The organism is Streptomyces sp. NPDC041108, assembly GCF_055592645.1.
Map to the genome: position 1 here is coordinate 651,865 of NZ_JBVIYK010000002.1, position 24,105 is coordinate 675,969.

The following is a 24,105-nucleotide window of genomic DNA, read 5'->3' on the forward strand; positions in this document are numbered from 1 at the left end:
TCTCCTTAGCTGCCGCGGCGAGGGCCTGTAGTCGAGGCCGACCCCCTCCCCGCGGTGCTTTGGCGTTGCGTCGTCGGCCGTCCTTTCCGGACCATCGAGGAGCCCACGCATCATGGCGAACCGCCAGCAGCCCACGTCCATGCCGATCCACAAGTACGGGCGTTACGAGCAGGTCGACATCCCCGACCGCACGTGGCCGGACAACCGGATCACCGTCGCCCCCCGCTGGCTCTCCACCGACCTGCGCGACGGCAACCAGTCCCTGATCGACCCGATGTCGCCCGAGCGCAAGCGCCGGATGTTCGACCAGCTGGTCAAGATGGGCTACAAGGAGATCGAGGTCGGCTTCCCCGCCTCCGGTCAGACGGACTTCGACTTCGTACGGTCGATCATCGAGGAGCCGGGCGCGATCCCGGACGACGTCACCATCTCCGTACTGACCCAGGCCCGCGAGGACCTGATCGAGCGGACCGTGGAGTCCCTGAAGGGCGCCAGGCGCGCCACGGTCCACCTGTACAACGCCACCGCGCCCGTCTTCCGCCGGGTCGTCTTCCGCGGTTCCAAGGACGACATCAAGCAGATCGCCGTGGACGGTACGCGGCTGGTGATGGAGTACGCGGAGAAACTGCTGGGCCCCGAGACCGAGTTCGGCTACCAGTACAGCCCCGAGATCTTCACCGACACCGAGCTGGACTTCGCGCTGGAGGTCTGCGAGGCGGTGATGGACGTCTACCAGCCCGGTCCGGGCCGCGAGATCATCCTCAACCTGCCCGCCACGGTGGAGCGTTCGACGCCGTCGACGCACGCGGACCGGTTCGAGTGGATGAGCCGCAACCTCTCCCGCCGCGAGTACGTCTGCGTCTCCGTCCACCCGCACAACGACCGCGGTACGGCCGTCGCCGCCGCCGAACTGGCCCTGATGGCCGGCGCCGACCGCGTCGAGGGCTGTCTGTTCGGCCAGGGCGAGCGCACCGGCAACGTCGACCTGGTCACCCTGGGCATGAACCTGTTCTCGCAGGGCGTCGACCCGCAGATCGACTTCTCCGACATCGACGAGATCCGTCGCACGTGGGAGTACTGCAACCAGATGGAGGTCCACCCCCGCCACCCGTACGTGGGCGACCTGGTCTACACGTCCTTCTCCGGCTCCCACCAGGACGCCATCAAGAAGGGCTTCGACGCCATGGAGGCGTCCGCGAAGGAGCAGGGCAGGACGGTCGACGACATCGAGTGGGCCGTGCCGTACCTGCCGATCGACCCCAAGGACGTCGGCCGGTCCTACGAGGCCGTCATCCGGGTCAACTCGCAGTCCGGCAAGGGCGGTATCGCCTACGTGCTGAAGAACGACCACAAGCTGGACCTGCCGCGCCGGATGCAGATCGAGTTCTCGAAGCTGATCCAGGCCAAGACCGACGCCGAGGGCGGCGAGGTCACCGGCTCCGACATCTGGTCCGTCTTCCAGGACGAGTACCTGCCGAACCCCGACAACCCCTGGGGCCGGGTCCAGGTCCGCAACAACCAGTCGACCACCGACAAGGACGGCGTGGACACGCTGACCGTGGAGGCCGAGGTCGACGGCGCGGAGACCACCCTGGTCGGCACCGGCAACGGCCCGATCTCGGCGTTCTTCGACGCGCTGCAGGGCATCGGCATCGACGCCCGGCTGCTGGACTACCAGGAGCACACGATGAGCGAGGGCGCCTCCGCGCAGGCCGCCTCGTACATCGAGGTCGCCATCGAGGACAAGGTGCTGTGGGGCATCGGTATCGACGCGAACACGACGCGCGCGTCGCTGAAGGCGGTCGTCTCCGCCGTCAACCGAGCCGCTCGCTGACCAGCCGGACCGGCGGTTTGAAGGCCCCGTTCACCGGATTCCGGCGAACGGGGCCCGTCGTATACCGGCCAAACCCGGTGCGGGTCGCGGGTAGTCCTCGTCCGGAGTACTGACTGCGCCTCTCGGATGTGGCTAACATCACCGAGCGCGGCAATGTTGCCGAGGGGGCACTTCCCGCGCCCAAGGGGCCGTGTGTGGGGGAGTTACGGAGGTGCCGCGTGCTGCCAGGACGGGACCCGATCGGCGATGCCGCCGCGTTCGCCCGCGCCGGGTGCACCAGCCGTGCCACCGGTCTGTCGCGGGTGATGGGCACGCGGATCGCATGGACGGGCGTCGGTGACGGCGAGTTCTTCTGTCCGGGCTGCGGAGGCGACCGCAACTACCAGCGCCTCACCGGCCGCCGCCGCTTCACCCTCCTCGGCGTCCCGGTCCTGTCGCGCGGGGAGACGGGCCCCGTGGTGGAATGCGCGGCCTGCCGCCACCACTACGCCACGGACGTCCTCGACCACCCCACCACCACTCGCTTCTCCGCGATGCTCCGTGACGCCGTCCACACCGTCGCCCTGGCCGTCCTCGCGGCCGGCGGCAGCCGCTCCCGCACCGCTTTGTCCGTCGCCGCCTCCGCCGTCCGCTCCGCCGGCTTCGACGACTGCACCGAGGACCAGCTGGACGCCCTGGTCGAGGCCCTGGCCGCCGACACGGGCCGCGTCCACGGCGCACCCTGCGGCCCCGGCCTCGCCATAGAGCTTCACGAGGCTCTCGACCCGCTGGCCCCCCACCTCGCCGCCACCGGCCGTGAGGCGATCCTTCTCCAGGGCGCCCGGATCGCCCTGGCCGACGGCCCGTACACCCCCGCGGAGCGGGACGCGCTCGCCACGGTGGGGGCGGCCCTGACGATCTGCTCGGACGACGTGACCCGCCTGCTGGCTGCGGCGCGCACGCCCTCGTAGCCTCGCGCACGCCCTCGTAGCCGTCGCGCGGCCGCCTACAGCAGCCCCGCCGCCGCCAGGTACTTCCCGACGCGCTCCACCTCCGCCTGCGACAGCGGGACCTGCGGTTCCGCCGTGGCCGGGCAGGCGATGACGCCGCGCAGGTGGAGGGCCGCCTTGAAGGCACCGAGGGCGGAGGAGCCGCCGCCCATGCGGGCGGGGGCGCCGACGCCGGTCAGTCCGAAGAGGGCGCACAGGCGCTCCTGTTCGGCGCGGGCCCCGTCCCGGTCGCCGGCACGGGAGAGGCGGTCGAGACGGACGTACCCGGCCGGGTCGACGTTCGCCAGCCCGGGCACCGCGCCGTCCGCGCCCAGGGCGAGGGCGGAATCGACGACGAGCTCGGAGCCGGTGAGAACACTGAAACCGCTGACGGCGGGGTCCGTACGGGCGCCCGTGACGACCGTGCGGAAGGCGGCCAGGTCGCCGCTGGAGTCCTTGAGGCCGGCGATGACCCCCTCGGCCGCCAGCTCCAGGACCACGTCGGCGGGCAGCTTGGTGTGCACGGCGGCCGGGATGTCGTAGGCGATGACGGGGACGGGGGAGCCGGCGGCGAGCAGCCGGAAGTGGCGGGCGATCTCCGCCGGGTGGGTGCGGGTGTAGAAGGGAGCCGTCGCCACCACGGCCTCCGCCCCGGCGGCGGTCACGGCGCGGACGTGGTCCAGCACGCGGGGCGTGGTCATGTCGATCACCCCGGCGAGCACGGGGACCCGGCCGCCGACATGTCCGACGACCGTCTCCACGACCCGCAGCCGCTGCGCGTCCGTCAGGAACGCCGCCTCCGACGACGAGCCGAGCACGAACAGCGCGTCCACACCGCCCGCCACCAGATGGTCGACGAGCCGGGTGAGCGAGGGGACGTCCACCTCCCGGTCCGGTGTCAGAGGGGTGCAGACGGGCGGGACGACACCGGTCAGCGGGGCGGGCACGGGCATGGCGGCTCCCTCGGCGCTACGAATCGCGTACGGAGCCCGGCGCGGGCGCGGCCCGGCCCCTTGAACGGGCCGGGTCACGCGTCGACTCCTGCTCCTGAACAGGATGGTGGCAGCCGAAGCGCTGCCCGGGGGCCGACTCGGCCGAGAACCCCCGCACGAGGCGGGGCGTCGGACGTCCGACGCGTACGATGCGGCGCATGTCTCAGCAGAGCGGGATCCCGCGCGTCGGGACGAGGGCCGCGCAGGCGTCACGGGCGGTGGGCTAGATCCATGGCGGAGCCGACCGAACCCTGGGACCCGGCCGCGCCCGGTGTCCTGCACCTGCCCTCGGGGCGGCTGGTGCGCGGCCGGGGGCTGCGCCGTCCGCTCCCGGACGGCGCGGTCCCCACCTACGCCGTGTACTGCCTCGGCCAGGAACCGCCCGTGGTCCCCTGGGCGTCCCGCTGGCTGCGCTGGCCCGACTTCCGGCTGCCCGCCGACCGGGCGGAGGCCGCCCGGGTGCTGCGGGACGCCTGGGACCGGGCGGCCACCGAGCGGGTCGAGCTGGCGTGCGGCGGCGGCAGGGGGCGCACCGGCACCGCGCTGGCCTGTCTGGCGGTGCTGGACGGCGTACCGCCCGGGCAGGCCGTGGCGTACGTGCGCCGGCACTACCACCGGCACGCGGTCGAGACCCCCTGGCAGCGGCGGTACGCACGACGCTTCGGCGCCTGACCGGCCGGCGGGGGAGTGCCACCACCGCGCCCCGCCACCTCTGCCCGTCCCATCCGCGCGGTGCTGCCCCCGGCCCCCGCTACGGGGTTCGCCGCCGGGGCGGCGACGGAGGACGGGGTGCGGCCCTCAGGATGGGACGGGTAGGGACGGCGGGGCGCGGGAGATCCCGGGGGCCCGGCGTGCACGGCCGGGCTAGGCGGTGGTCCTCGCGGGTCCGTACAGCGCGTGCGGCGCACCCGTCATCAACGCCCAGTACCGGTCCCCGTACGACCAGTGCCACCACTCGGTGGGGTAGTTGACCAGCCCGGCCGTGGTGAGGGCCGCGCTCAGGACGCGGCGGTTGCGGCGGGCGGTGCCGGAGATGTTCGGCGCGTCCGTGTAGCAGGCGTCGTCGCTCTCCTCGGGGCTCGCGTCGAGACGGGTGCCCATGTCGAGTTCCTCCCCGGCGGCGGTGCACAGGGTGAGGTCGACCGCGGCGCCCGCGACATGCGGCCCGATCTCCGGCGGCGAGAGGGAACGGCTGGTCTGGACGTGGAGGTGCTCCTCGGTCCAGTCCGGGTGGGCGAGCCGCAGCTCGGCGGCGTACGCCTCGAAGTACTCGATCTGCAGGGCCAGCGGCCGGTACCCCTCGGTGACCAGCAGCCGCAGCCCCTCGGGGAGCAGCCGCGCGGCACGCGCCAGACGCCAGGCGACGCCCTCGCGCAGGTGCGCGTACGACCCCTCGGGGTCGGCCTGACGGGAGTCGACCACCACGAACGGCAGCTCCCTCAGGTCGACGAGGGGCTCACCGCACTCCTGCACCGGGACACCGGCGACCTCGGGGTCGCTCATGAGGATGATCGAAGCCATGGATCGTCTTCCACCGGGCGGCAGGTCTGCGGCGGAGGGATGCGTGGCAGCACCCCGGGGAGGGACCTGATCCCCTGATGTCCCTCCCCGGGGGCTTCCCCCCTTGAGTGGTGGTCTGCGGTCCGGATCAGAGTGTTCCCCCAGTCCGTCCTGCTGTTCCGAACCCACTGTCGTCACGTTCCCACCGGTCCGTCCCCTGTGCGCTCCGGTGGGCCGACCGGCCGGGCGGTGGTCGCCCGGCCGATCCGTTGTTCCCCCGAGAGCACCGAGCATGGCGCACCCCGCTGGAAGTTCTCTGCAAGTCCGCCGCAAGCGGGTTTCGGCCTGGCCGGGATCACACCCAGGGCCAGGGCTCGTCCCGCTCGCGGGCCTCGCAGCCGTCGAACACCGCCATGGCCTCCGCCCGCAGCGCCTGCGCTCCCGCCCGGTCGCCCAGTGCGGCCCGTACGACGGACAGGTTGCGCAGGGCGCGCGCCCGGGGCAGGGGCAGGGCGAGGACGCCCCAGAGGGCGGCGGACGCGGTCAGCAACCCCTCCGCGTCCGTCAGCCGTCCGTCGGCCAGCGCGCACTCACCGAGCGTGCGCAGCGTCAGGGCCTCCCCGAAGCGGTCCTCGTGGACCCGGCAGACCTCCAGGATCTCGCGCAGCTCCCCCTCCGCCTCCCGGACGTGCCCGAGCCGCAGCCGCGCCTTGGCACGGGCCCGCAGGGCGTACGCCGCCATGTGCGGGTCGCCGATCGCCCGCAGGATCTCCAGCGCCTGCTCGGCCACGCGCGCGGCCTCCTCGTACGCGCCGAGCGAGCGGTGCACCAGGCTGAGCGTGCGCAGCGCCAGGGCCTCGCCGCGCCGGCTGCCGAGCCGCCGGTACGCCCGCAGCGACTCGTCGAGCAGCGGGAACGCGCCCTTCTGGTCACCGAGTTCGAGGCGTACGGAACCGCCGTACCGGCAGGCGACCCCGACCCCGGTGTCGTCTCCGACGCGCCGGAAGCCGTCGGCCGCGTCGGTCAGGGCCCGTTCCGCGTCGCGCAGTTCGCCGACCTCGCGGCAGGCGCTGCCGAGGCCGGCGAGGGCGGCGGAACGGCCGAGCACGTCGCCGAGTTCGGTGCAGATGCGCTCCGCGGTGCGGAAGTACTCCTGGGACTCGGCGATACGGTCCTGTTCGTAGCGGAGTTGTCCCAGGCCGATGATGAGCAGGGCCTCGCCCGAGCGGTCCTCGGCGCGGCGGGCCGCGGCGAGGGCCGCGTCGTGGCTGCGCCACCAGGCGTCGAAGCGGTTCTTGATGGCGAACGAGGAGGAGCACAGGGCCGCCGCCGCTTCGCAGGCGAGGGTGTGCAGGCCCATCGCCGCCGCGCGCTCGACCGCGGTGGTGAGGGTGTCGGCCTCCGCGTCGAACCAGGTGAAGGGGTCGTCCAGGGCTCGGCGGGTGGTCCTTTCGCCTATGGGGGAGGTGGGTTCGGTCGGTTCGCGGCTGTCGGCCGGCCGTGGCTGCCCGCGCAGCTCCCCGCTCCCCTGGAGGGGCGCTCGTCCGAACCTCTGTCTGAGGATCACCGCACCCGAAGGCGCCTCCTCCGCCACCCTGTCCATCAGCCACAGGCCCGCCGACAGCGCCCTGCCCACCGCCGCCGTGCGGTCCTCCACGGGGTCCTCGGCCTCGGCACGTTCGGCTGCGTAGACCCGGACCAGGTCGTGCAGGCGGTAGCGGGGCTGGCCGACCTGGTCGGTGCCGGGGCAGTTGATCAGCTGGGCGTCCAGGAGCCGTTCGAGGATCTCCTCCGCCCCGTCCTCGGGCATGCCGGAGAGCGCGGCCACCGTCCACACGGCGACGTCCGCCGGGCCGAGGGTGGCGATTCGGCGCAGCACCCGGCGGGCGCACGAGTCGAGGGCCCGGTAGCTGAGGCCGAGACCGGCCCGTACCTCCAGGTCGCCCACGGACAGCTCGTCCAGGCGGCGGTGCTCGTCGGCGAGGCGCTCGGCGAGCACGCTGGGCGTCCAGTGGCGCCGGGTCGCCAGGCGGGCGCCCGCGATCCGCAGGGCCAGCGGCAGCCCGCCGCACAGCTCCACGATGCGCCGCGCCGCGGCCTGTTCGCGAGGGTCGTCCGGGGTGCGTTCCGGGCCGGTGACCCGGGTGAGCAGCTCCAGGCCGCGCGCGTCGTCCAGGACGTCCAGGTCGGTGCGCCGGGCCCCGACGAGCCCCCCGAGCCGGGCCCGGGAGGTCACCAGGACCCCGCAGGTGGCACTGCCCGGCAGCAGCGGCCGTACCTGGGCCTCGCCGTTCGCGTCGTCCAGGACCAGCAGGATCCGCCGTCCGGCGACGAGGCTGCGGAACAGGTCGCCGCGCTCGGCCGTGTCCTCGGGCGGGTCCGCGCCGAGCGCCCGCAGCAGCCGGCCCAGCACCTCGGCGGGCGGTACGGGCTCGCTGAAGCCGTGCAGTTCGGCGTAGAGCTGCCCGTCGGGGTACGCGCCGGCCACCCGGTGCGCGGCCTGCACGGCGAGCGCCGACTTGCCGACCCCGGCGGCCCCCGACACCACGACGACGGGCATCGCCTCCCGTTCCCCGGTCAACGCCCCGACGACCCGCGCCAGTTCCTCCCCCCGTCCGGTGAAGTCCCCGATGGCGGGCGGCAGGAGCGACACCGGCCGGGGTGCGGTCAGGGGCTGCGGGGCGGCGGCCGTGGTGGCGGTGAGCAGGGCCGGGTCGGCCCGCAGGATGGCCTCGTACAGCCTGGTCAGCTCCGGGCCCGGGTCGAGCCCCAGCTCGCCGGCGAGCACCGCCCGGCCGTCCGCGTAGACGGCCAGCGCGTCGGCCTGCCGGCCCAGCCGGTACAGGCCCAGCATCAGCTGGCCGCGCGGCCGCTCCCGGGTCGGCCGGGCCTCGACCAGCGAGGTCAGCTCCGTGACCAGTTCCGCCTCGTGCCCGCCGGTCTCCAGCTCGGCGGCGATCCGTTCCTCCAGGGCCGCCTGCCGGGCCTCCTCCAGCCGTCCGGCCTCACCGCGCAGCGCGTCCCCGACGCCGCCGAGCGCGGGGCCGCGCCACAGCTCCAGCGCCTCCCGCAGCAGCCGGGCGGCCCCGGCGTGGTCCCCGTCGGCGGCGGCCCGGCGCGCGTCGGCCGTGTGCGCCTCGAACTCCGCCAGATCGACCCGGCCGATCCCGGGCCGCATCACATAGCCCGGCGGCCGGGTCTCGATCGCCTCCGCCGCCTCGCCGGGCAGGGCCCGCCGCAGCGCCGACACATACGTCTGCACCAGCGCCCGCGCGGTGTCCGGGGGGTCGTCGCCCCAGATCACGTCCACCAGCGCGTCCGCGGGCACCACCTGACCGGCCCGCAGGAGCAGTACGGCCAGCAGCGCCCGCGGTTTCGGCCCGCCCAGCCGCAGGGGTCTGTCACCGTGCCACGCCTCGACCGGACCGAGCAGTCGGAATTCCAGCTCCACGGGGCCCCATCTTCCGTGCTTTCGGACCGCCGGGACAGCGGTTGCTCACGCAACGTTCGACGCTCATGTACGCCGAGTGGTTTCCCATGACGCGTGATGCGTCGACGAGTTGCCGGAAAACGGGGGAACCAAAGGGAATCTTAGGTGGACAACGCGGAGATTCCCCACCTGTGTGAGGACCACCTGTGACGATGCTGTGAGGACTGCGCCGCTTCTCGCCCATGGCCTTTCCGGTCCATCGTCTCGGATGCCCCGACGCAGCGCTTTCGCGCCGCCCCGCGGTCGCACGGGACAGACTCCCGCCGAGTGTAGACACCGCAGGTCACCGGGGGGATGCGAAGAGTGAAACTCGATGATGCGGGGGAGCACCGTGGGGGCGGCGCGAGAAGGCCCGGCGGGCGGGATCCGGCGGGGGCGCCGAAGAGGCGGAGGATGCGGTGGAGGAATTGCGGCGGAAAGCCGGAAAAGCGGGAATTGTTCTTCTGGTGCCGGGCAATTCGGCGGCGGCTCTGCGGTGAGCGGTATCGGGAAGAAGCCGGCGATCGGCACCTACGCGGTCGACACCCGCACGGGCAGGGTCGGCCTGGTCATGGGCCACGAGGGCCCGTACGTCCAGCTGCGGCCGGTCGGCGGCGGGAAGGAGTGGGACTGCGCCCCCGAGACCGTCCGGGCCGCCACGACCATAGAACGGCTCCGCGCGGCCACCGCGTACGAGAACGCCCGCAGCCGGGGCGAGGTCCCTTGAAGGGGTGACCGTAGGCGAGAATGGGCGGCATGAGCCTGTTCCGCGACGACGGCGTCGTCCGCCGCCCCCGGATGCCCGGTGCGGCGGACGGGCTCTTGCCGCTGTCCTGCGGACGACGATCCGCGTGCCTCCGGCCGGCGAGCCGCGGGGGTGCGTGGTGAGTCTCTTCCGTGACGACGGTGTGGTGCTGCGGACCCAGAAGCTGGGGGAGGCGGACCGCATCATCACCTTGCTCACCCGGGGGCACGGGCGGGTGCGGGCGGTGGCCCGGGGGGTGCGGCGGACCAAGTCCAAGTTCGGGGCCCGGCTCGAACCCTTCTCGCACGTCGACGTGCAGTTCTTCGCGCGGGGCAGCGAGCTGCTCGGACGCGGGCTGCCCCTGTGCACCCAGAGCGAGACCATCGCCCCGTACGGCGGCGGCATCGTCAGCGACTACGCCCGCTACACCGCCGGGACGGCCATGCTGGAGACGGCCGAACGGTTCACCGACCACGAGGGCGAGCCCGCCGTGCAGCAGTACCTGCTGCTGGTCGGCGCCCTGCGCACCCTCGCCCGCGGCGAGCACGCGCCCCACCTCGTCCTCGACGCCTTCCTGCTGCGCTCGCTCGCCGTCAACGGCTACGCGCCCAGCTTCGGCGACTGCGCCAAGTGCGGCATGCCCGGCCCCAACCGCTTCTTCTCCGTCGCCGCCGGAGGGTCGATCTGCGTGGACTGCCGGGTGCCCGGCAGCGTCGTACCCTCGCCGCAGACGCTGCGGCTGCTCGCCGCGCTTCTCACGGGAGACTGGGAGACCGCGGACACGAGCGAGCCGCGGCACGTGCGGGAGGGCAGCGGGCTGGTGTCCGCCTATCTGCACTGGCATCTGGAGCGCGGCCTGCGCTCTCTTCGGTACGTGGAGAAGTCGTAGGCGGCGCACGGGACACACGGCCCCGGGCACGGCGGAGCCGAGCACCACACCGCATCACAGAGCAGCACAGAGTCGAGCACCACAGAGCAGCACAGAGGAGACGAGAAGCACATGGTGGTACGCGGGTTCCTGGGGCGTCAGCGCCGCGAGTACGAGGCGCCGACGCCGCATCCGTCCGGCGCCCGCGCGCCCAAGCTCCCCGGCGAGCTGGTCCCCAAGCACGTGGCGATCGTCATGGACGGCAACGGCCGCTGGGCCAAGGAGCGCGGGCTGCCGCGCACCGAGGGCCACAAGGTCGGCGCCGAGCGCGTCCTCGACGTCCTCCAGGGCTCGATCGAGATCGGCGTGCGCAACATCTCCCTCTACGCCTTCTCCACCGAGAACTGGAAGCGCTCGCCCGACGAGGTCCGCTTCCTGATGAACTTCAACCGCGACTTCATCCGCAAGACCCGCGACCAGCTCGACGCGCTGGGCATCCGGGTCCGCTGGGTGGGCCGGATGCCCAAGCTGTGGAAGTCCGTCGCCAAGGAACTCCAGGTCGCCCAGGAGCAGACCAAGGACAACAACCTGCTGACCCTGTACTTCTGCATGAACTACGGCGGCCGCGCCGAGATCGCCGATGCCGCGCAGGCCCTCGCCGAGGACATCCGGGCCGGGCGGCTCGACCCCTCCAAGGTCACCGAGAAGACCTTCGCGAAGTACCTGTACTACCCGGACATGCCGGACGTCGACCTCTTCCTGCGCCCCAGCGGCGAGCAGCGCACCTCCAACTACCTGCTCTGGCAGAGCGCCTACGCCGAGATGGTCTTCCAGGACGTGCTGTGGCCCGACTTCGACCGCCGTGACCTGTGGCGCGCCTGCGTGGAGTTCGCCTCCCGCGACCGCCGCTTCGGCGGCGCCATCCCGAACGAGGAACTGCTCGCCATGGAGGGCCGGACGGAGGACTGACCCTTGGCCCAGGCCGGCGGGGAGAACGTGGAGCTGGTGTACCAGGCGACGGCCGGGGACTTCCGCGAGGCGGTCCGCGCGTGCACGCGTGCCTCCCCCGCCGGCCGGTGGGGGAGACGGCTGCTGCTGGTCTCCGGCGCGCTGGGGCTGGTCCTGGCGGCGGTGCCTGCGCTGCTCGGCCTCGCCCCGGATCCGAAGGTTCTCGTGATGACCGCCGCCCCCGTCCTCGGGCTGCTGGTCCTCCCGCACGTCGAGGCCCGGCGGCTCCACCGCAGGGCGGTGCCGCTCGGCGTCCACCGCACGGTGCTGGACCCGTGGGGCGTGACCGTCGCGCACGACCGGGGCACCGAGCGGGTGGTCCGCTGGTCACAGGTGTCCCAATACGCGGAGACCCCGCACACCTTCGTCCTGTTCGACGGCGGTGCGCAGGTGCCCCGCTTCACCGTGCTGCCGAAGCGCGGCCTGCGGGTTCCCGCCGACGCCGACCGGCTCCGGGCCGTCCTCGCCCGTGAGGGTCTGCCCCGGCTGTAGCGCTTGGCGCGGGCCGGTGCGGCACTCGGGCAGGACCCCGTAAGGGCTCCCGGTACCTGGTCCGGATGCTCCGGACGAGAAGGGGACGGCCTTCCGCACCGGCTGCCGTCCGGTGTCCCGGAGCAGCGCCTTCGTCCCGGAACAGCGCCTTCAAACGACCTGGACGAGCTGGAGCGCTGCTTCGGCCCGCAGGCCCTGGGACGGCACGGTCCAGCCGCGGCACGGCCGGTGAGGGTGCCCGGCGCGGGCGCTGGGTGCCGGGCCGACGCGGCCCGGCACGGAGCGCTACGAGGTCTTCGCCGCGCACTCCGCGCAGGTGCCGAAGATCTCCACCGTGTGGGCGACGTTCACGAAGCCGTGTTCCGCCGCGATCGCGTCGGCCCACTTCTCGACCGCCGGGCCCTCCACCTCCACCGCCTTGCCGCAGACGCGGCAGACGAGATGGTGGTGGTGGTCGCCGGTGGAGCAGCGGCGGTACACGGACTCGCCGTCGGAGGTGCGCAGGACGTCGACCTCGCCCGCGTCGGCGAGGGACTGCAGCGTGCGGTACACGGTGGTGAGCCCGACCGAGTCGCCCTTGTGCTTGAGCATGTCGTGGAGTTCCTGGGCGCTGCGGAACTCGTCGACCTCGTCGAGTGCCGCGGCCACGGCCGCCCGCTGGCGGGTGGAACGACCTCGTACGGGTCCGGCGGTCGTCACCGTTGCCTCCTCACGTAGCGGTCTTGCCGGGCCATTGTGCCAGCCCGCGCGGGCCCGCCGGGTTGCGGCGGACGCCGGTCAGCCCCTCGGCCCCTCGGCGGAGCCCCGGCTGGCCGGCACCGTGTCCCTGGGCTTTCCCGTCCCGGTGACGGCCTCGCCGACCTCGCCGGTCTTCGGGATCACGCACTCCGCGGGGTCGCCGGCCGGCGCCTCCAGGGCCTTGGCGCGCCGCCTGGCCAGCGGCGTCGCCAGCGCGGTGAGCAGCATGAACGCGGCGATGGCGAGCAGCACGATCGTCGCGCCGGGCGGCACGTCCTGGTAGTACGAGGTGACAGTGCCGCCGATGGTCACGGTGACGCCGATGGCGACGGCGACGGCGAAGGTGGCCGCGAAGCTGCGGGTGAGCTGCTGGGCGGCGGCGACGGGGACGACCATGAGCGCGGACACCAGCAGCAGGCCGACGACGCGCATGGCGACCGTCACCGTGACGGCCGCCGTGACCGCCGTCAGGAGGTTCAGCGCGCGCACCGGCAGGCCGGTGACCCGGGCGAACTCCTCGTCCTGGCTGACCGCGAACAGCTGCCGCCGCAGGGCCAGCGTCATCACGATCACGAACGCGGCCAGGACGCAGATCGCGGTGATGTCCTCCTGTGACACGGTCGACAGCGAGCCGAAGAGGAACGACATCAGGTTGGCGTTGGTGCCGCCGGGCGCGAGGTTGATGAGCATCACACCGCCCGCCATGCCGCCGTAGAAGAGCATGGCGAGGGCGATGTCGCCGCGTGTCCTGCCGTACCAGCGGATCAGCTCCATCAGGACGGCGCCGACCACGGACACGAGCGTCGCCATCCAGACCGGGGACCACGACAGCATGAAGCCGAGACCGACACCGGTCATCGCGACATGGCCGATGCCGTCGCCCATGAGGGCCTGGCGGCGCTGGACGAGGTAGACGCCGATGGCGGGGGCGGTGATGCCGACGAGGACGGCGGCGAGCAGGGCCCGCTGCATGAAGGCGTAGTCGAGGATCTCCATCGTGGGTGCCTTCTCAGCTCAGCAGGCCGGTGCGGACCGGTTCGACGCCGGGTGCCGCGTGCGGGTGGACGTGGTCGTGGCCGGGCAGCGCGTGCTGGCCGACCGCCTCCGGGGGCGGGCCGTCGTGGGTGACGCACCCGTCGCGCAGGACGACGGCGCGGTCGATCAGCGGCTCCAGCGGGCCCAGTTCGTGGAGGACGAGCAGCACCGTCGTGCCCTTGGCGACCTGTTCGCGCAGGGTCGCGGCCAGGACCTCCTGGCTGGCCAGGTCGACGCCCGCCATCGGCTCGTCCATGATCAGCAGTTCGGGTTCGCAGGCGAGGGCGCGGGCGATGAGGACGCGCTGGTGCTGGCCGCCGGAGAGGGCGTTCACCGAGTCCTTGGCGCGGTCGGCCATGCCGACCAGGTCCAGGGCGCGCCGGATCGCCTCGTGGTCGGCCTTGCGGAGGATGCCGAGGCGGGTGCGGGAGAGCCGGCCCGAGGCCACGATCTCCGTCACCGTCGCCGGGACACCGCCCGCGGCCGTGGTGCGCTGCGGGACGTATCCGAGGCGCCGCCAGTCGCGGAAGCGGCGGCGCGGGGTGCCGAACAGCTCGATCTCCCCGTCGCTGACGGGTACCTGCCCGATCACGGTGCGGACGGCGGTGGACTTGCCGGAGCCGTTGGCGCCGAGCAGCGCGACGACCTCACCGCGGTGCACGGTGAGGTCGATGCCGCGCAGGACGGTGCGCGAGCCCAGTTCGGCGCGGACGCCGCGCAACGAGATGACGGGCTCGGTCATGCCTGCTGCCTCCGGATGATCAACGAGGTCACTTGGCTCCCAGGGCTGCCCGGAGGGCCTTCAGATTGGCTTCCTGCACCGCGAAGTAGTCCTTGCCGCGCGACTTGGAGGTGATGCCCTCGATCGGGTCGAGGACGTCGGTCTTCAGGTTCGCGTCGGCGGCGACGGTCTTCGCGGTCTTGTCGCTGACCAGTGTCTCGTAGAACACGGTGGTCACGCCGTCGGCCTTCGCCATGTTCTCCAGCGCCTTGACCCGCGCGGCGCTCGGCTCGGACTCGGGGTCGAGGCCGGAGATGGCCTCCTCGGTGAGGCCGTAGCGCTCGGCGAGGTAGCCGAAGGCGGCGTGCGTGGTGATGAAGACCTTGGTGTCGGTGTTCTTCAGACCGTTCTCGAACTGGTCGTTGAGCGCGCCCAGCTTCATGACCAGGGCCTCGGTGTTGGTCTTGTACGTGGAGGCGTGGTCGGGGTCGGCCTTCTCGAAGGCGGCGCCCACACCCTTGGCGACCTCCGCGTACTTCACGGGGTCGAGCCAGATGTGCGGGTCCTTGCCCTCGAGCTCCTCGTTCTCGTGGTCGTCGTGCTCGGCCGAGTGGCCGCCGACCTCGTTGCCGTGGTGCTCCATCGCGGTCAGCCCGGCCGCGTCGATCTCGGTCTTCACCTCGGACTGCGCGACCGCGTCGTCGACGGAGGGCTGCAGGCCCTTGAGGTAGAGCACGGCGTCCGACTCCTGGAGGGCGGCCGTCTGCTTGGCGCTGATCTCCAGGTCGTGCGGCTCCTGGCCGGGTTCGGTCAGACTGGTGACGTTCACGTACTTCCCGCCGATCTGCTCGGCGAGGAAGGCCATCGGATAGAACGACGCGACGACGTCGAACTTGTCGGTGTTGCCCGCGGCCGCGCTGTCGCCGCCGCACGCTGTCAGAGTGGTGAGACCGAGAGCGGCCGCCGCGGTCGCCGCCGCGGGTATCAGAAATCGTCGTCGTACTACGTTCATGACAGTCATTTTCATCTTATCTGGAAACGATTGTCAACAAGCCTGGTGGTAAGCCCTTGGTAAGGCCTATGTCCGGTCTGGCACCGAACCGATTTGATTGCAGGGCGGCCTCCGCCGGTAATCTGAAGCATTCGCTCTGAAGCGCGTTCGCTTCCCTCCTGGGGCGCATCGCTTCGTCGCCCGTCGTCGTAATGAAGAGAGCACCGTGGCCGCCGACAAGATCGACACCATCGTCAGCCTGAGCAAGCGCCGTGGCTTCGTATTCCCGTGCAGCGAGATCTACGGCGGTCAGCGTGCCGCCTGGGACTACGGACCGCTGGGTGTCGAGCTCAAGGAGAACATCAAGCGTCAGTGGTGGCGCTACATGGTGACGTCGCGCGAGGACGTGGTCGGCATCGACTCGTCCGTCATCCTGGCCCCCGAGGTCTGGGTCGCCTCCGGCCACGTCGCCACCTTCTCCGACCCGCTCACCGAGTGCACCTCCTGCCACAAGCGGTTCCGCGCGGACCACCTGGAGGAGGCGTACGAGGCGAAGAAGGGCCGCCTGCCGGAGAACGGCCTCGCGGACGTCAACTGCCCCAACTGCGGCACCAAGGGCCAGTTCACCGAGCCCAAGCAGTTCTCGGGTCTGCTCTCCACGCACCTCGGCCCCACGCAGGACACCGGCTCCGTCGCCTACCTGCGCCCCGAGACCGCCCAGGGCATCTTCACCAACTTCGCCCAGGTGCAGACCACTTCGCGCCGCAAGCCGCCGTTCGGCATCGCCCAGATGGGCAAGTCCTTCCGCAACGAGATCACGCCCGGCAACTTCATCTTCCGCACCCGTGAGTTCGAGCAGATGGAGATGGAGTTCTTCGTCAAGCCGGGCGAGGACGAGAAGTGGCAGGAGTACTGGATGCAGGAGCGGTGGAACTGGTACACCGGCCTCGGCATGCGCGAGGAGAACATGCGGTGGTACGACCACCCGAAGGAGAAGCTCTCCCACTACTCCAAGCGCACCGCCGACATCGAGTACCGCTTCCAGTTCGGCGGCAACGAGTGGGGTGAGCTGGAGGGCGTCGCCAACCGCACCGACTACGACCTCTCCGCCCACTCCAAGGCCTCCGGCCAGGACCTGTCGTACTACGACCAGGAGTCGAGCGAGCGGTACACGCCGTACGTCATCGAGCCGGCCGCCGGTGTCGGCCGCACGATGCTGGCGTTCCTGCTCGACGCGTACAACGAGGACGAGGCGCCCAACGCCAAGGGCAAGCTGGAGAAGCGCACGGTGCTGCGCCTGGACCACCGCATCGCGCCGGTGAAGGTGGCGGTGCTCCCGCTCTCCCGCAACCCCGAGCTGTCCCCGAAGGCGAAGGGGCTCGCCACGGCCCTGCGCCAGAACTGGAACATCGACTTCGACGACGCGGGCGCGATCGGCCGCCGTTACCGCCGCCAGGACGAGATCGGTACGCCGTACTGCGTGACGGTCGACTTCGACACGCTGGACGACAACGCGGTCACCGTGCGGGAGCGGGACTCGATGAAGCAGGAGCGGGTGTCGCTGGACCAGATCGAGGGCTACCTCGCGGGCCGGTTGATCGGCGCCTGAGAGGGTGCCTCGCTCGCGTGATTGAGCGGCCGCGGGCTGGTCGTGCTGGTCGCGCAGTTCCCCGCGCCCCTCACGGGGCCGGGGAACTCGGCGTTCACAGGTCCAGGTCGGTGAAGAGGGCCGCGTGGTCGGACGCCTGGTCGGCCCTGGACGTCACCGTGGCGAAGGACGGGAAGGTCCTCGGCGCCCAGATGCCCCTGCGCTCCACGCCCACGTTCGTCACCCGCTCCCACAACCCCGGGCCGAACATGAGGTAGTCGAGCTTCTGCTCGTCGCGCTTGCCGGTGCCGTGGGTGCCCGGAGGGGCGGCGCCGTAGCTCTCGTGGGTCATGGCCTCGCGGAGGCCGGCGTCGAGAAGCAGCCGGATCGGGGGACTGGCGAGGGAGTCGTTGAGGTCGCCGGCCACCACGACTGCGGCCGCACGGACGTGACCGGGAACCGGCCGAGGATGCCGACGTCGATGCCGCGGCTGCCGTTGCCGTCCACGAGCAGGTTGAACGGGTACGGGTCGTACCCGAACGCGCCGCCCGGCACCTGGGAGTCGATGCGGTCCAGGGTGAGCCGGTCCTCCACCTCGACGGTGAGCAGGATGTCCGCGTCGACCTCGGCGATCACCCGGGCGGTGTTCTCCACCGCGGCCACCTGATGTCGTCCCGTACCGGCTCGGCCCAACAGGCCCACGCCGACCGCCCCTTGGCGACGATCCTGACGGCGGGGTCCGCGCCGGGCGACACCGTGTAGAGCTTGGCGCCCCCGCGGGGCTGGTCGACGAGGAACGGCCGGGCGCCGCCCGCCTCCGCGTGGTGCGCGCCGTGCTTCACCGAGGCGGTCGTGGACCTGGTGGTGCGGGGCCTGCGGGCCTGACGGAAAGGCCCGGCGGGACGGCCTGACCGGGCGGGCTCGACGGGAGGCCCCGCGGCTACCGGGAATCATTTGCAGTGCTCCGGCCTTCAGGCCGGGGGTGAAGCAAATCTCGTGGCTGCGTCGCGGAGCGTCGCGGTGTCGTTCCGGCGGAGCCGGACCCTGCTCTGTGACGGTGACGGGTCGTTCGCATGTTCCCGGTGACGACGTGGGTTCGATGTGCCTAGTGCGATCGTCATGCAGCTCAGGTACGCCTTCAGGTTGTGCCCGAACGCCGCTCAGCAGGCCGCGCCGGCCAGGGCGTTCGGGTGCGCCCGTGTCGTGTTCAACGACGCGGTGCGCGCCCGGGAGGACGCCCGCAAGACCGGGCAGCCGTTCCTGACGGCCGGTCACCTCTCCCGCAAGCTGATCACCGAGGCCAAGCGGACAGCCGGGCGGTCCTGGCTCGGCGAGGTCTCCGCGGTGGTGCTCCAGCAGTCCCTGCGGGACGCCGAGAGCGCGTACCGCAACTTCTTCGCCTCCCTCAAGGGCACCCGCAAGGGAGCGAAACTCGGCGCACCGCGGTTCAAGTCCCGCAAGGACACCCGGCAGTCGATCCGGTTCACCGCCAACGCCCGCTGGAACATCACTGGCAGCGGGCGTCTGAACCTGCCGAAGATCGGCGCGGTGAAGGTGAAGTGGTCCCGCACGCTGCCCGCCACACCCTCCTCCGTCACCGTCGTCAAGGACGCGGCCGGCAGGTTTTTCGCCCCCTTCGTCATCGACACCGGCCCCGCCGCCGACGCGGCACGGATGCCGGAGAGCGACCGCACCATCGGCATCGACCTCGGCCTCACGCATTTCGCCGTCCTGTCCGACGGCACGAAGATCGACTCCCCGCGCTTTCTGCGGCGCGCGGAGAAGAAGCTGAAGAAGGCCCAGAAGGAGCTGTCCCGCATACAGAAGGGAAGCAGGAACCGTGAGAAGGCACGCCTGAAGGTGGCCCGCGCCCATGCCAAGGTTGCTGACGCACGCTGTGAGTTCCACCACCAGCTCTCCACCAGGCTGATCTCCGAGAACCAAGGGATCGCCGTGGAGGACCTGTCGGTGGCGGGACTGGCACGCACCCGCCTGGCCAAGTCCGTGCACGACGCCGGATGGTCCTCGTTCGTGAACATGCTGGAGTACAAAGCAGCACGGTACGGCCGCACCCTGGTGAAGATCGGCCGGTTCACCCCGACCTCCCAGACCTGCCACGCCTGCGGCACCGTGGACGGGCCCAAACCCCTCGACGTGAGGGAATGGACCTGCACCGCCTGCGGCACCCGCCACGACCGGGACCACAACGCCGCACTCAACATCAAAACGGCCGCCGGACTGGCGGTATCAGCCTGCGGAGCGCCGGTAAGACCAGGAGCAGTCCCGGCACAGCGCAAAGAAACAGGAAGCCACGGATTCCCCACCGGAAACCGTGCCGCGTAGCGGCACGGCAACCGGCGGAGAAGGCCAGAATCCTTGCCCTTCAGGGCGAGGAGCATGTCAAGCCACGCAGAACTCGTTGCCCTCCGGGTCCCGCATCACCCACCAGTGCCCGGCCGGCCCCCGGTCGAACTCCTCGACGCGGGTGGCCCCCAGCGTCTCCATGCGGACGGCCAGGGCCTCCAGCCCGTCCGGACCGGCGTGGACGTCGATGTGCAGGCGGTTCTTGCCCGACTTGGGCTCCGGGACGTCCTGGAAGAGCAGACGGCGGCCCTTGCCGATGCCGGTGAAGAGGTCGTACGGGTCGTCGGGGTGGCGCACGGCCGCGTAGCCGCGGAAGACGCGGCGGCCGCCGTGCTCGGCGACGGCGGCCTCGGGCAGGTCGCCGGTGGTCAGGAGATGGCTGATCAGCGTGCTGGGGTCCTCCACCTCGTAGCCCAGCGCCGCGGCCCAGAAGTCCGCCAGGTGCTGGGCGTCCCGGGAGTCGATGACCAGTTTCCAGTTCAGTGCGGCTGTCATGTAACCGGTTATATTGGTTACATGGGTACGTCGTCCAGGGCATCGGCTTCGGAGGAGGCGCCGGGAGTGTCGGGCATCCGGTTGCGGTCCTACTCCGGGAACGTCTTCCGGTTCGATCCGGGCTCCCTCTGCCTGGAGCTGCTCATCACCGGCGGCCCCGGCGCCCTGACCCGCTACGAGGTGCTGCACGCCCCCGGTGACCTGGTCGCCTGGGTGGAGCAGTCCCGGCTCACCCCCACGCCCCTCGCGCTGCGGGTCACGGAGGACGAGGTGGTGTACGCCCGGCGGCTGCGCGACGCGCTGACCCGTACGGTCGTCTCCCACGTCGCCGGCGGCGGGCTCCCCGAGCTGGGCATAGCCCCGGCGGACCCCGCCGACCTCGACCTCGTCAACGAGGCCGCCGCCCGCCCGCCGCTGGCCCCCGCCATCGCCCCGGACGGCGGCCGCGGCTGGGCCGCCGGCACGGCGACCGGCACCCAGCTCCTCTCCACCGTCGCCCGGGACGCCGTCGACCTCCTCACCGGGCCGTACGCACAGCGGATCCGCATGTGCGCCGGTGACCGCTGCTACCTCCTGTACGTCGACACCTCACGCCCCGGCCGCCGCCGCTGGTGCTCGATGGAGCACTGCGGCAACCGTCACAAGGTCCGTGCCCACCGGGTGCGCCGCTCCGGGACGGGCCCGGCCGAGTGAGCGCGGGGACCGGGCGGCGGTCCGGTCCGGAAGGACTCCACGAGAAAGGGTGATCCCCATGACCACGCGATCGACCGGACTCACCAGGGACGCCGGATGGGAAGTCGGTGTCTCCCGCACCCTGCCCCAGTCACCCGCCGCCGTCTGGGAGTTCATCAGCGGCCCGCGCGGGCTGGAACTGTGGCTCGGGCCCGGGGCCCGGCTCACCCCGGAGCGCGGGGCGGCGTACGAGACCGACGCGGGCGCCACCGGCGAGGTGCGCGGCTACCGGACCGGTGACCGCATCCGCGTCACCTACGGCGACACGACCGTCCAGGTCGCCGTGTCGGCCGCCGGCGGCGGACGGTCGGTGCTCGTCTTCCATCAGGAGCGCATGGCCGGTCCCGAGGAGCGGGAGCGCCAACGGGCCCACTGGCGCCGGGTGATGAAGCAGGTCACGGAGGCGCTGGACCGGAAGGGCTGAGCGCCGGGCACGGTCACGAGCCCGCCGGGTCCACCGTCGCCTGGTGGGCCTCGGCGAGGTGTTCCTCGGCCTTCAGCCAGGGCAGGAACTGTGCGCCCTTGCGCCAGCCGCAGGTGTCGCAGCTGATCGTGCGCTGCACCCCCGAGCGCCGGACCCGCACGGTGTGTTCCCGCCCGTGCTGGTCCCAGCGGCTCACCCTGCTCGTGTCGGTCTGCCGCATGACCTCTCCCGCCCCACCCGCCCGGTCCGTTTCCGCGTCCGTGAGGAGTGTGCGTCACAACCGGTGCCAACGGGGCGGTTCGCACGAGGAGTTGTCCCAGGCGTTACCGGGAGTGGCGCGCAAGGACCCGTCGTTCGGCCCGGCCGGGACCCCAGACCCGGAGCAAGCAGGAGAAACCGTACGCGCGAGTGACCGCCCGGCCGCGCCGGCGCTCAGACCCGGGGGCCGGGGTCTACGACCTGACCCCCGCCGCGTCCCGGATCTCCGCCGACTCCAGGCGCCGGGCCGTGCGGTCGGCCGTCTCCCGGGCCCACACCCCCGTGGTCAGGGCGCCCAGCAGCAGTACGGCGAAGCCGCACGCCGCGACGATCCACCAGGCGGGGCGGGCGGCCGAGACGAAGGCGTCGGTGTACGAGGACGCGCCGATGCCCGCCGCCAGAACCGCGCCGATCACCGCGACCCCCAGGGTCTGGCCGATCTGGCGGCTGGTGGAGGCGACCGCCGCGGCGACGCCTGCCTGGGCCCGTGGCATCCCGGACACGGCCGTGTTGGTGATGGGCGCGTTGACGAAGCCGAAGCCGAGGCCGAACAGGACGTAGCCGATGACGAGGGTGACGTTCCCGGTCTCGGCCTCGAACGCGGCGAAGAGCACCCCGCTCGCGGTCATGGCGATCCCGGCGATCAGCAGCGGCAGCCGCGGCCCCCGGCTGCCGACCAGCCGGCCGGCGACGGGTGCGCAGACGAAGCACAGGACCGCCATCGGAAGCATCCACAGGCCGGCGTGCAGGGCGTCCAGGCCGCGCACGTTCTGCAGGTACAGCGTCGACAGGAACAGGAAGCCGCCGAGCCCGGCGAACGCGCTGACCGCTATCACCGTCGCCCCGCTGAACGGGGCCGAGCGGAAGAAGCGCAGGTCGATGAGGGGTTCGTGGCGGCGGGGTTCGTACCGCAGGAGGCCGAGCAGCGACGCGAGGGCGACCATGCCGAGGGCGAGGGTCTCGCCGGGCGGGGCGGTCGGCGCCTCGATGATCGCGTAGGTGAGGGAACCGAGCAGCGCGATGACGAGGAGCTGGCCCACGGGGTCGGGGCGGCGGGCCTTCGGGGCGCGGGACTCGGGGACGAACCGCCAGGTCAGCAAGAGCGCGGCCAGGCCGACCGGCAGGTTGATCCAGAAGATCGAGCGCCAGCCGACCGACTCCACCAGCAGCCCGCCGATGATCGGTCCGGCGGCCATGGAGATGCCCACGACCGCTCCCCAGGCGCCGATCGCCCGAGCCCGCTCACGGGGGTCCGTGAACGTGTTGGTGATGATCGACATGGCCACCGGATTGAGCATCGAGCCGCCGACGGCCTGCACCATGCGGAAGACGACCAGCGACTCCAGGTTCGGCGCGAGGGAGCACAGCAGCGAGCCCGCCGCGAACACGACCAGGCCCGCCATGAAGACCCGCCTGCGGCCGATCCGGTCCGCGGTGGAGCCCGCCAGCATCAGCAGGGCCGCCAGGACCAGGGTGTAGGCGTCGATCGTCCACTGCAGGCCGGCGAGGCTCGCGTCCAGGTCCCGCTGCATCGAGGGCAGGGCGACGTTCAGGACGGTGTTGTCCAGGCTCACGATCAGCAGGCTGGTGCAGCAGATCGCGAGCACGAGCAGACGGTGGCGGCGGCTGAGCTCGGGCATGCGGCCCATCGTACGCCCGAGTCTGTAGTGCGCCTAACTAATGAATCGCGGGCAGGTGTCCCCGTGCGTGACAATGGGGGAATGTCCACGCCCGTCTCCCTCGCGCCGGCCCCCCTGCGGATCGGCCCGCACACCGTCACCCCGCCCGTCGTCCTGGCCCCCATGGCCGGCATCACGAACGCGCCCTTCCGTACCCTGTGCCGGGAGTTCAGTGGCGGCAAGGGCCTGTTCGTCAGCGAGATGATCACCACGCGGGCGCTGGTCGAGCGCAACGAGAAGACCATGCAGCTGATCCGCTTCGACGCGACCGAGAAGCCGCGCTCGATCCAGCTGTACGGCGTGGACCCGGCGACCGTCGGCAAGGCCGTCCGCATGATCGCGGAGGAGGGCCTGGCCGACCACATCGACCTCAACTTCGGCTGCCCGGTCCCCAAGGTGACCCGCAAGGGCGGTGGCTCGGCCCTCCCGTACAAGCGGAACCTGCTGCGCGCGATCCTCCGCGAGGCGGTGAGCGGGGCGGGCGACCTGCCGGTCACCATGAAGATGCGCAAGGGCATCGACGACGACCACATCACCTACCTCGACGCCGGCCGTATCGCCGTGGAGGAGGGCGTCACCGCCATCGCCCTGCACGGCCGCACCGCCGCCCAGCACTACGGCGGCACGGCCGACTGGGACGCCATCGCCCGCCTCAAGGAGCACGTCCCCGAGATCCCCGTCCTCGGCAACGGCGACATCTGGTCGGCCGAGGACGCGCTGCGGATGGTCCGCGAGACCGGCTGCGACGGCGTGGTCGTCGGGCGCGGCTGCCTGGGGCGGCCGTGGCTCTTCGCGGACCTGGTGGCCGCGTTCGAGGGGCGCACGGAGGATCTCGCGCGGCCCGCGCTCCGGGAGGTCGCCGACGTCATGGTCCGGCACGCCACCCTGCTCGGTGAGTGGAGCGGCGACGAGGCCAAGGGCGTCGTCGACTTCCGCAAGCACGTGGCCTGGTACCTCAAGGGCTTCGCGGTCGGCTCCGAGATGCGGGGGCGCCTCGCCGTCACCTCCTCCCTCGCCGAACTCCGCGCCGGGCTGGACGAGCTGGACCTCGACCAGCCCTGGCCGACCGGAGCCGACGGCCCACGCGGCCGCACCTCAGGCAACAACCGGGTGGTCCTGCCGGACGGCTGGCTCAAGGACCCCTACGACTGCGCAGGCGTGACCGAGGAAGCCGAACTGGACACGTCCGGGGGCTGACCGCCCC

The 24,105-nt window shown here is 72.1% G+C and carries 23 protein-coding genes and 1 pseudogene; 12 read left to right on the forward strand and 12 right to left on the reverse strand.

All coding sequences use genetic code 11. The features are described 5' to 3' along the window. Nucleotides 1–112: 112 nt before the first annotated feature. Nucleotides 113–1,834, forward strand: a complete 1,722-nt coding sequence (gene leuA / locus ACZ6BB_RS08820) for a 2-isopropylmalate synthase (RefSeq protein WP_471614580.1) — start codon at nt 113–115, stop codon at nt 1,832–1,834. Nucleotides 1,835–2,052: 218 nt separating this feature from the next. Then, nucleotides 2,053–2,784 carry a TerB family tellurite resistance protein gene (locus ACZ6BB_RS08825; RefSeq protein ID WP_471614581.1) on the forward strand — a complete coding sequence of 244 codons (732 nt, stop codon included), beginning with the start codon at nt 2,053–2,055 and terminating at the stop codon, nt 2,782–2,784. Between the two features lie 35 nt (nt 2,785–2,819). On the opposite strand, the gene ACZ6BB_RS08830 is transcribed toward ACZ6BB_RS08825, so the two are convergent. Continuing rightward, nucleotides 2,820–3,755, reverse strand: a complete 936-nt coding sequence (locus ACZ6BB_RS08830) for a dihydrodipicolinate synthase family protein (RefSeq protein WP_471614582.1) — start codon at nt 3,753–3,755, stop codon at nt 2,820–2,822. Nucleotides 3,756–4,025: 270 nt separating this feature from the next. On the opposite strand from ACZ6BB_RS08830, the gene ACZ6BB_RS08835 reads away from it, so the two are divergent. Next, nucleotides 4,026–4,466, forward strand: a complete 441-nt coding sequence (locus ACZ6BB_RS08835) for a phosphatase domain-containing protein (protein WP_471614583.1) — start codon at nt 4,026–4,028, stop codon at nt 4,464–4,466. Between the two features lie 192 nt (nt 4,467–4,658). Here the strand turns inward: ACZ6BB_RS08835 and ACZ6BB_RS08840 are convergent, their stop codons facing one another. Together ACZ6BB_RS08840 and ACZ6BB_RS08845 are read right to left on the reverse strand one after the other, a co-directional pair. Next, a complete protein-coding gene (locus tag ACZ6BB_RS08840; RefSeq protein WP_471614584.1) occupies nt 4,659–5,315 on the reverse strand; it encodes a M15 family metallopeptidase in 657 nt (218 codons plus the stop codon). Nucleotides 5,316–5,649: 334 nt separating this feature from the next. Beyond that, nucleotides 5,650–8,745 carry an AfsR/SARP family transcriptional regulator gene (locus tag ACZ6BB_RS08845; protein ID WP_471614585.1) on the reverse strand — a complete coding sequence of 1,032 codons (3,096 nt, stop codon included), beginning with the start codon at nt 8,743–8,745 and terminating at the stop codon, nt 5,650–5,652. 514 nt (nt 8,746–9,259) lie between these two features. On the opposite strand from ACZ6BB_RS08845, the gene ACZ6BB_RS08850 reads away from it, so the two are divergent. The 4 genes from ACZ6BB_RS08850 (at nt 9,260) to ACZ6BB_RS08865 (ending at nt 11,876) form a co-directional block, all read left to right on the forward strand. Then, nucleotides 9,260–9,490, forward strand: a complete 231-nt coding sequence (locus tag ACZ6BB_RS08850; RefSeq protein ID WP_471614586.1) for a hypothetical protein — start codon at nt 9,260–9,262, stop codon at nt 9,488–9,490. Nucleotides 9,491–9,647: 157 nt separating this feature from the next. Then, the gene (recO, locus tag ACZ6BB_RS08855; RefSeq protein ID WP_471614587.1) at nt 9,648–10,397 is read left to right on the forward strand and encodes a DNA repair protein RecO; all 750 of its coding nucleotides are present in this window, start codon (nt 9,648–9,650) and stop codon (nt 10,395–10,397) included. A gap of 111 nt (nt 10,398–10,508) precedes the next feature. Further along, nucleotides 10,509–11,345 (forward strand): isoprenyl transferase, encoded by an 837-nt coding sequence (locus tag ACZ6BB_RS08860; protein WP_471614588.1) that lies wholly within the window; start codon nt 10,509–10,511, stop codon nt 11,343–11,345. Between the two features lie 3 nt (nt 11,346–11,348). Beyond that, nucleotides 11,349–11,876, forward strand: coding sequence for a YcxB family protein (locus ACZ6BB_RS08865; RefSeq protein WP_471614589.1), 528 nt, complete (start codon nt 11,349–11,351; stop codon nt 11,874–11,876). Between the two features lie 285 nt (nt 11,877–12,161). Here ACZ6BB_RS08865 and ACZ6BB_RS08870 read toward each other — a convergent pair whose 3' ends face one another. From ACZ6BB_RS08870 to ACZ6BB_RS08885, 4 genes are all read right to left on the reverse strand, one after another. After that, nucleotides 12,162–12,575 carry a Fur family transcriptional regulator gene (locus tag ACZ6BB_RS08870; protein ID WP_220648872.1) on the reverse strand — a complete coding sequence of 138 codons (414 nt, stop codon included), beginning with the start codon at nt 12,573–12,575 and terminating at the stop codon, nt 12,162–12,164. Between the two features lie 78 nt (nt 12,576–12,653). Further along, on the reverse strand, nt 12,654–13,610 hold the full coding sequence (locus ACZ6BB_RS08875) for a metal ABC transporter permease (RefSeq protein ID WP_471614590.1): 957 nt from the start codon (nt 13,608–13,610) through the stop codon (nt 12,654–12,656). Nucleotides 13,611–13,623: 13 nt separating this feature from the next. Beyond that, a complete protein-coding gene (locus ACZ6BB_RS08880; protein ID WP_471614591.1) occupies nt 13,624–14,391 on the reverse strand; it encodes a metal ABC transporter ATP-binding protein in 768 nt (255 codons plus the stop codon). 28 nt (nt 14,392–14,419) lie between these two features. Then, nucleotides 14,420–15,382 (reverse strand): metal ABC transporter substrate-binding protein, encoded by a 963-nt coding sequence (locus ACZ6BB_RS08885; protein WP_471614592.1) that lies wholly within the window; start codon nt 15,380–15,382, stop codon nt 14,420–14,422. A 205-nt stretch (nt 15,383–15,587) separates the two neighbouring features. Here ACZ6BB_RS08885 and ACZ6BB_RS08890 point away from each other — a divergent pair, with 205 nt between their 5' ends. Continuing rightward, the gene (locus ACZ6BB_RS08890; protein ID WP_471614593.1) at nt 15,588–16,970 is read left to right on the forward strand and encodes a glycine--tRNA ligase; all 1,383 of its coding nucleotides are present in this window, start codon (nt 15,588–15,590) and stop codon (nt 16,968–16,970) included. Nucleotides 16,971–17,064: 94 nt separating this feature from the next. On the opposite strand, the pseudogene ACZ6BB_RS08895 reads toward ACZ6BB_RS08890, so the two are convergent. Continuing rightward, nucleotides 17,065–17,499: pseudogene (locus tag ACZ6BB_RS08895) on the reverse strand (endonuclease/exonuclease/phosphatase family protein); the annotation flags it as partial. Between the two features lie 82 nt (nt 17,500–17,581). After that, on the reverse strand, nt 17,582–17,791 hold the full coding sequence (locus ACZ6BB_RS08900) for a hypothetical protein (protein ID WP_471614594.1): 210 nt from the start codon (nt 17,789–17,791) through the stop codon (nt 17,582–17,584). 277 nt (nt 17,792–18,068) lie between these two features. Between ACZ6BB_RS08900 and ACZ6BB_RS08905 the strand changes: the two genes are divergently transcribed. Then, nucleotides 18,069–19,292: an RNA-guided endonuclease InsQ/TnpB family protein gene (locus ACZ6BB_RS08905; protein ID WP_471614595.1), complete on the forward strand. Its 1,224-nt coding sequence runs from the start codon at nt 18,069–18,071 to the stop codon at nt 19,290–19,292. Nucleotides 19,293–19,349: 57 nt separating this feature from the next. On the opposite strand, the gene ACZ6BB_RS08910 is transcribed toward ACZ6BB_RS08905, so the two are convergent. After that, nucleotides 19,350–19,808, reverse strand: coding sequence for a VOC family protein (locus tag ACZ6BB_RS08910; protein WP_471614596.1), 459 nt, complete (start codon nt 19,806–19,808; stop codon nt 19,350–19,352). A 21-nt stretch (nt 19,809–19,829) separates the two neighbouring features. On the opposite strand from ACZ6BB_RS08910, the gene ACZ6BB_RS08915 reads away from it, so the two are divergent. Together ACZ6BB_RS08915 and ACZ6BB_RS08920 are read left to right on the forward strand one after the other, a co-directional pair. Continuing rightward, entirely contained in the window at nt 19,830–20,501 is a 672-nt protein-coding gene (locus tag ACZ6BB_RS08915) for a CGNR zinc finger domain-containing protein (protein WP_471614597.1), read from the forward strand. Nucleotides 20,502–20,559: 58 nt separating this feature from the next. Beyond that, nucleotides 20,560–20,964, forward strand: coding sequence for an SRPBCC family protein (locus ACZ6BB_RS08920; protein ID WP_471614598.1), 405 nt, complete (start codon nt 20,560–20,562; stop codon nt 20,962–20,964). A 13-nt stretch (nt 20,965–20,977) separates the two neighbouring features. On the opposite strand, the gene ACZ6BB_RS08925 is transcribed toward ACZ6BB_RS08920, so the two are convergent. Then, complete coding sequence (locus ACZ6BB_RS08925; protein WP_471614599.1) at nt 20,978–21,184, reverse strand: hypothetical protein; 207 nt, start codon at nt 21,182–21,184, stop codon at nt 20,978–20,980. Between the two features lie 232 nt (nt 21,185–21,416). After that, on the reverse strand, nt 21,417–22,862 hold the full coding sequence (locus ACZ6BB_RS08930) for an MFS transporter (protein ID WP_471614600.1): 1,446 nt from the start codon (nt 22,860–22,862) through the stop codon (nt 21,417–21,419). Nucleotides 22,863–22,943: 81 nt separating this feature from the next. Between ACZ6BB_RS08930 and dusB the strand changes: the two genes are divergently transcribed. After that, nucleotides 22,944–24,098: a tRNA dihydrouridine synthase DusB gene (dusB, locus tag ACZ6BB_RS08935; protein WP_471614601.1), complete on the forward strand. Its 1,155-nt coding sequence runs from the start codon at nt 22,944–22,946 to the stop codon at nt 24,096–24,098. The last annotated feature ends 7 nt before the right edge of the window (nt 24,099–24,105 follow it).

Bases quoted from the DNA above. Each gene is read 5' to 3' on its own strand.
- leuA (WP_471614580.1), top strand. From the start codon at position 113: ATGGCGAACCGCCAGCAGCCCACGTCCATGCCGATCCACAAGTACGGG.
- ACZ6BB_RS08830 (WP_471614582.1), bottom strand. From the start codon at position 3,755: ATGCCCGTGCCCGCCCCGCTGACCGGTGTCGTCCCGCCCGTCTGCACC.
- ACZ6BB_RS08835 (WP_471614583.1), top strand. From the start codon at position 4,026: ATGGCGGAGCCGACCGAACCCTGGGACCCGGCCGCGCCCGGTGTCCTG.
- ACZ6BB_RS08840 (WP_471614584.1), bottom strand. From the start codon at position 5,315: ATGGCTTCGATCATCCTCATGAGCGACCCCGAGGTCGCCGGTGTCCCG.
- ACZ6BB_RS08860 (WP_471614588.1), top strand. From the start codon at position 10,509: ATGGTGGTACGCGGGTTCCTGGGGCGTCAGCGCCGCGAGTACGAGGCG.
- ACZ6BB_RS08875 (WP_471614590.1), bottom strand. From the start codon at position 13,610: ATGGAGATCCTCGACTACGCCTTCATGCAGCGGGCCCTGCTCGCCGCC.
- ACZ6BB_RS08880 (WP_471614591.1), bottom strand. From the start codon at position 14,391: ATGACCGAGCCCGTCATCTCGTTGCGCGGCGTCCGCGCCGAACTGGGC.
- ACZ6BB_RS08885 (WP_471614592.1), bottom strand. From the start codon at position 15,382: ATGAACGTAGTACGACGACGATTTCTGATACCCGCGGCGGCGACCGCG.
- ACZ6BB_RS08905 (WP_471614595.1), top strand. From the start codon at position 18,069: ATGCAGCTCAGGTACGCCTTCAGGTTGTGCCCGAACGCCGCTCAGCAG.
- ACZ6BB_RS08910 (WP_471614596.1), bottom strand. From the start codon at position 19,808: ATGACAGCCGCACTGAACTGGAAACTGGTCATCGACTCCCGGGACGCC.
- ACZ6BB_RS08915 (WP_471614597.1), top strand. From the start codon at position 19,830: ATGGGTACGTCGTCCAGGGCATCGGCTTCGGAGGAGGCGCCGGGAGTG.
- ACZ6BB_RS08920 (WP_471614598.1), top strand. From the start codon at position 20,560: ATGACCACGCGATCGACCGGACTCACCAGGGACGCCGGATGGGAAGTC.
- ACZ6BB_RS08925 (WP_471614599.1), bottom strand. From the start codon at position 21,184: ATGCGGCAGACCGACACGAGCAGGGTGAGCCGCTGGGACCAGCACGGG.
- ACZ6BB_RS08930 (WP_471614600.1), bottom strand. From the start codon at position 22,862: ATGCCCGAGCTCAGCCGCCGCCACCGTCTGCTCGTGCTCGCGATCTGC.
- dusB (WP_471614601.1), top strand. From the start codon at position 22,944: ATGTCCACGCCCGTCTCCCTCGCGCCGGCCCCCCTGCGGATCGGCCCG.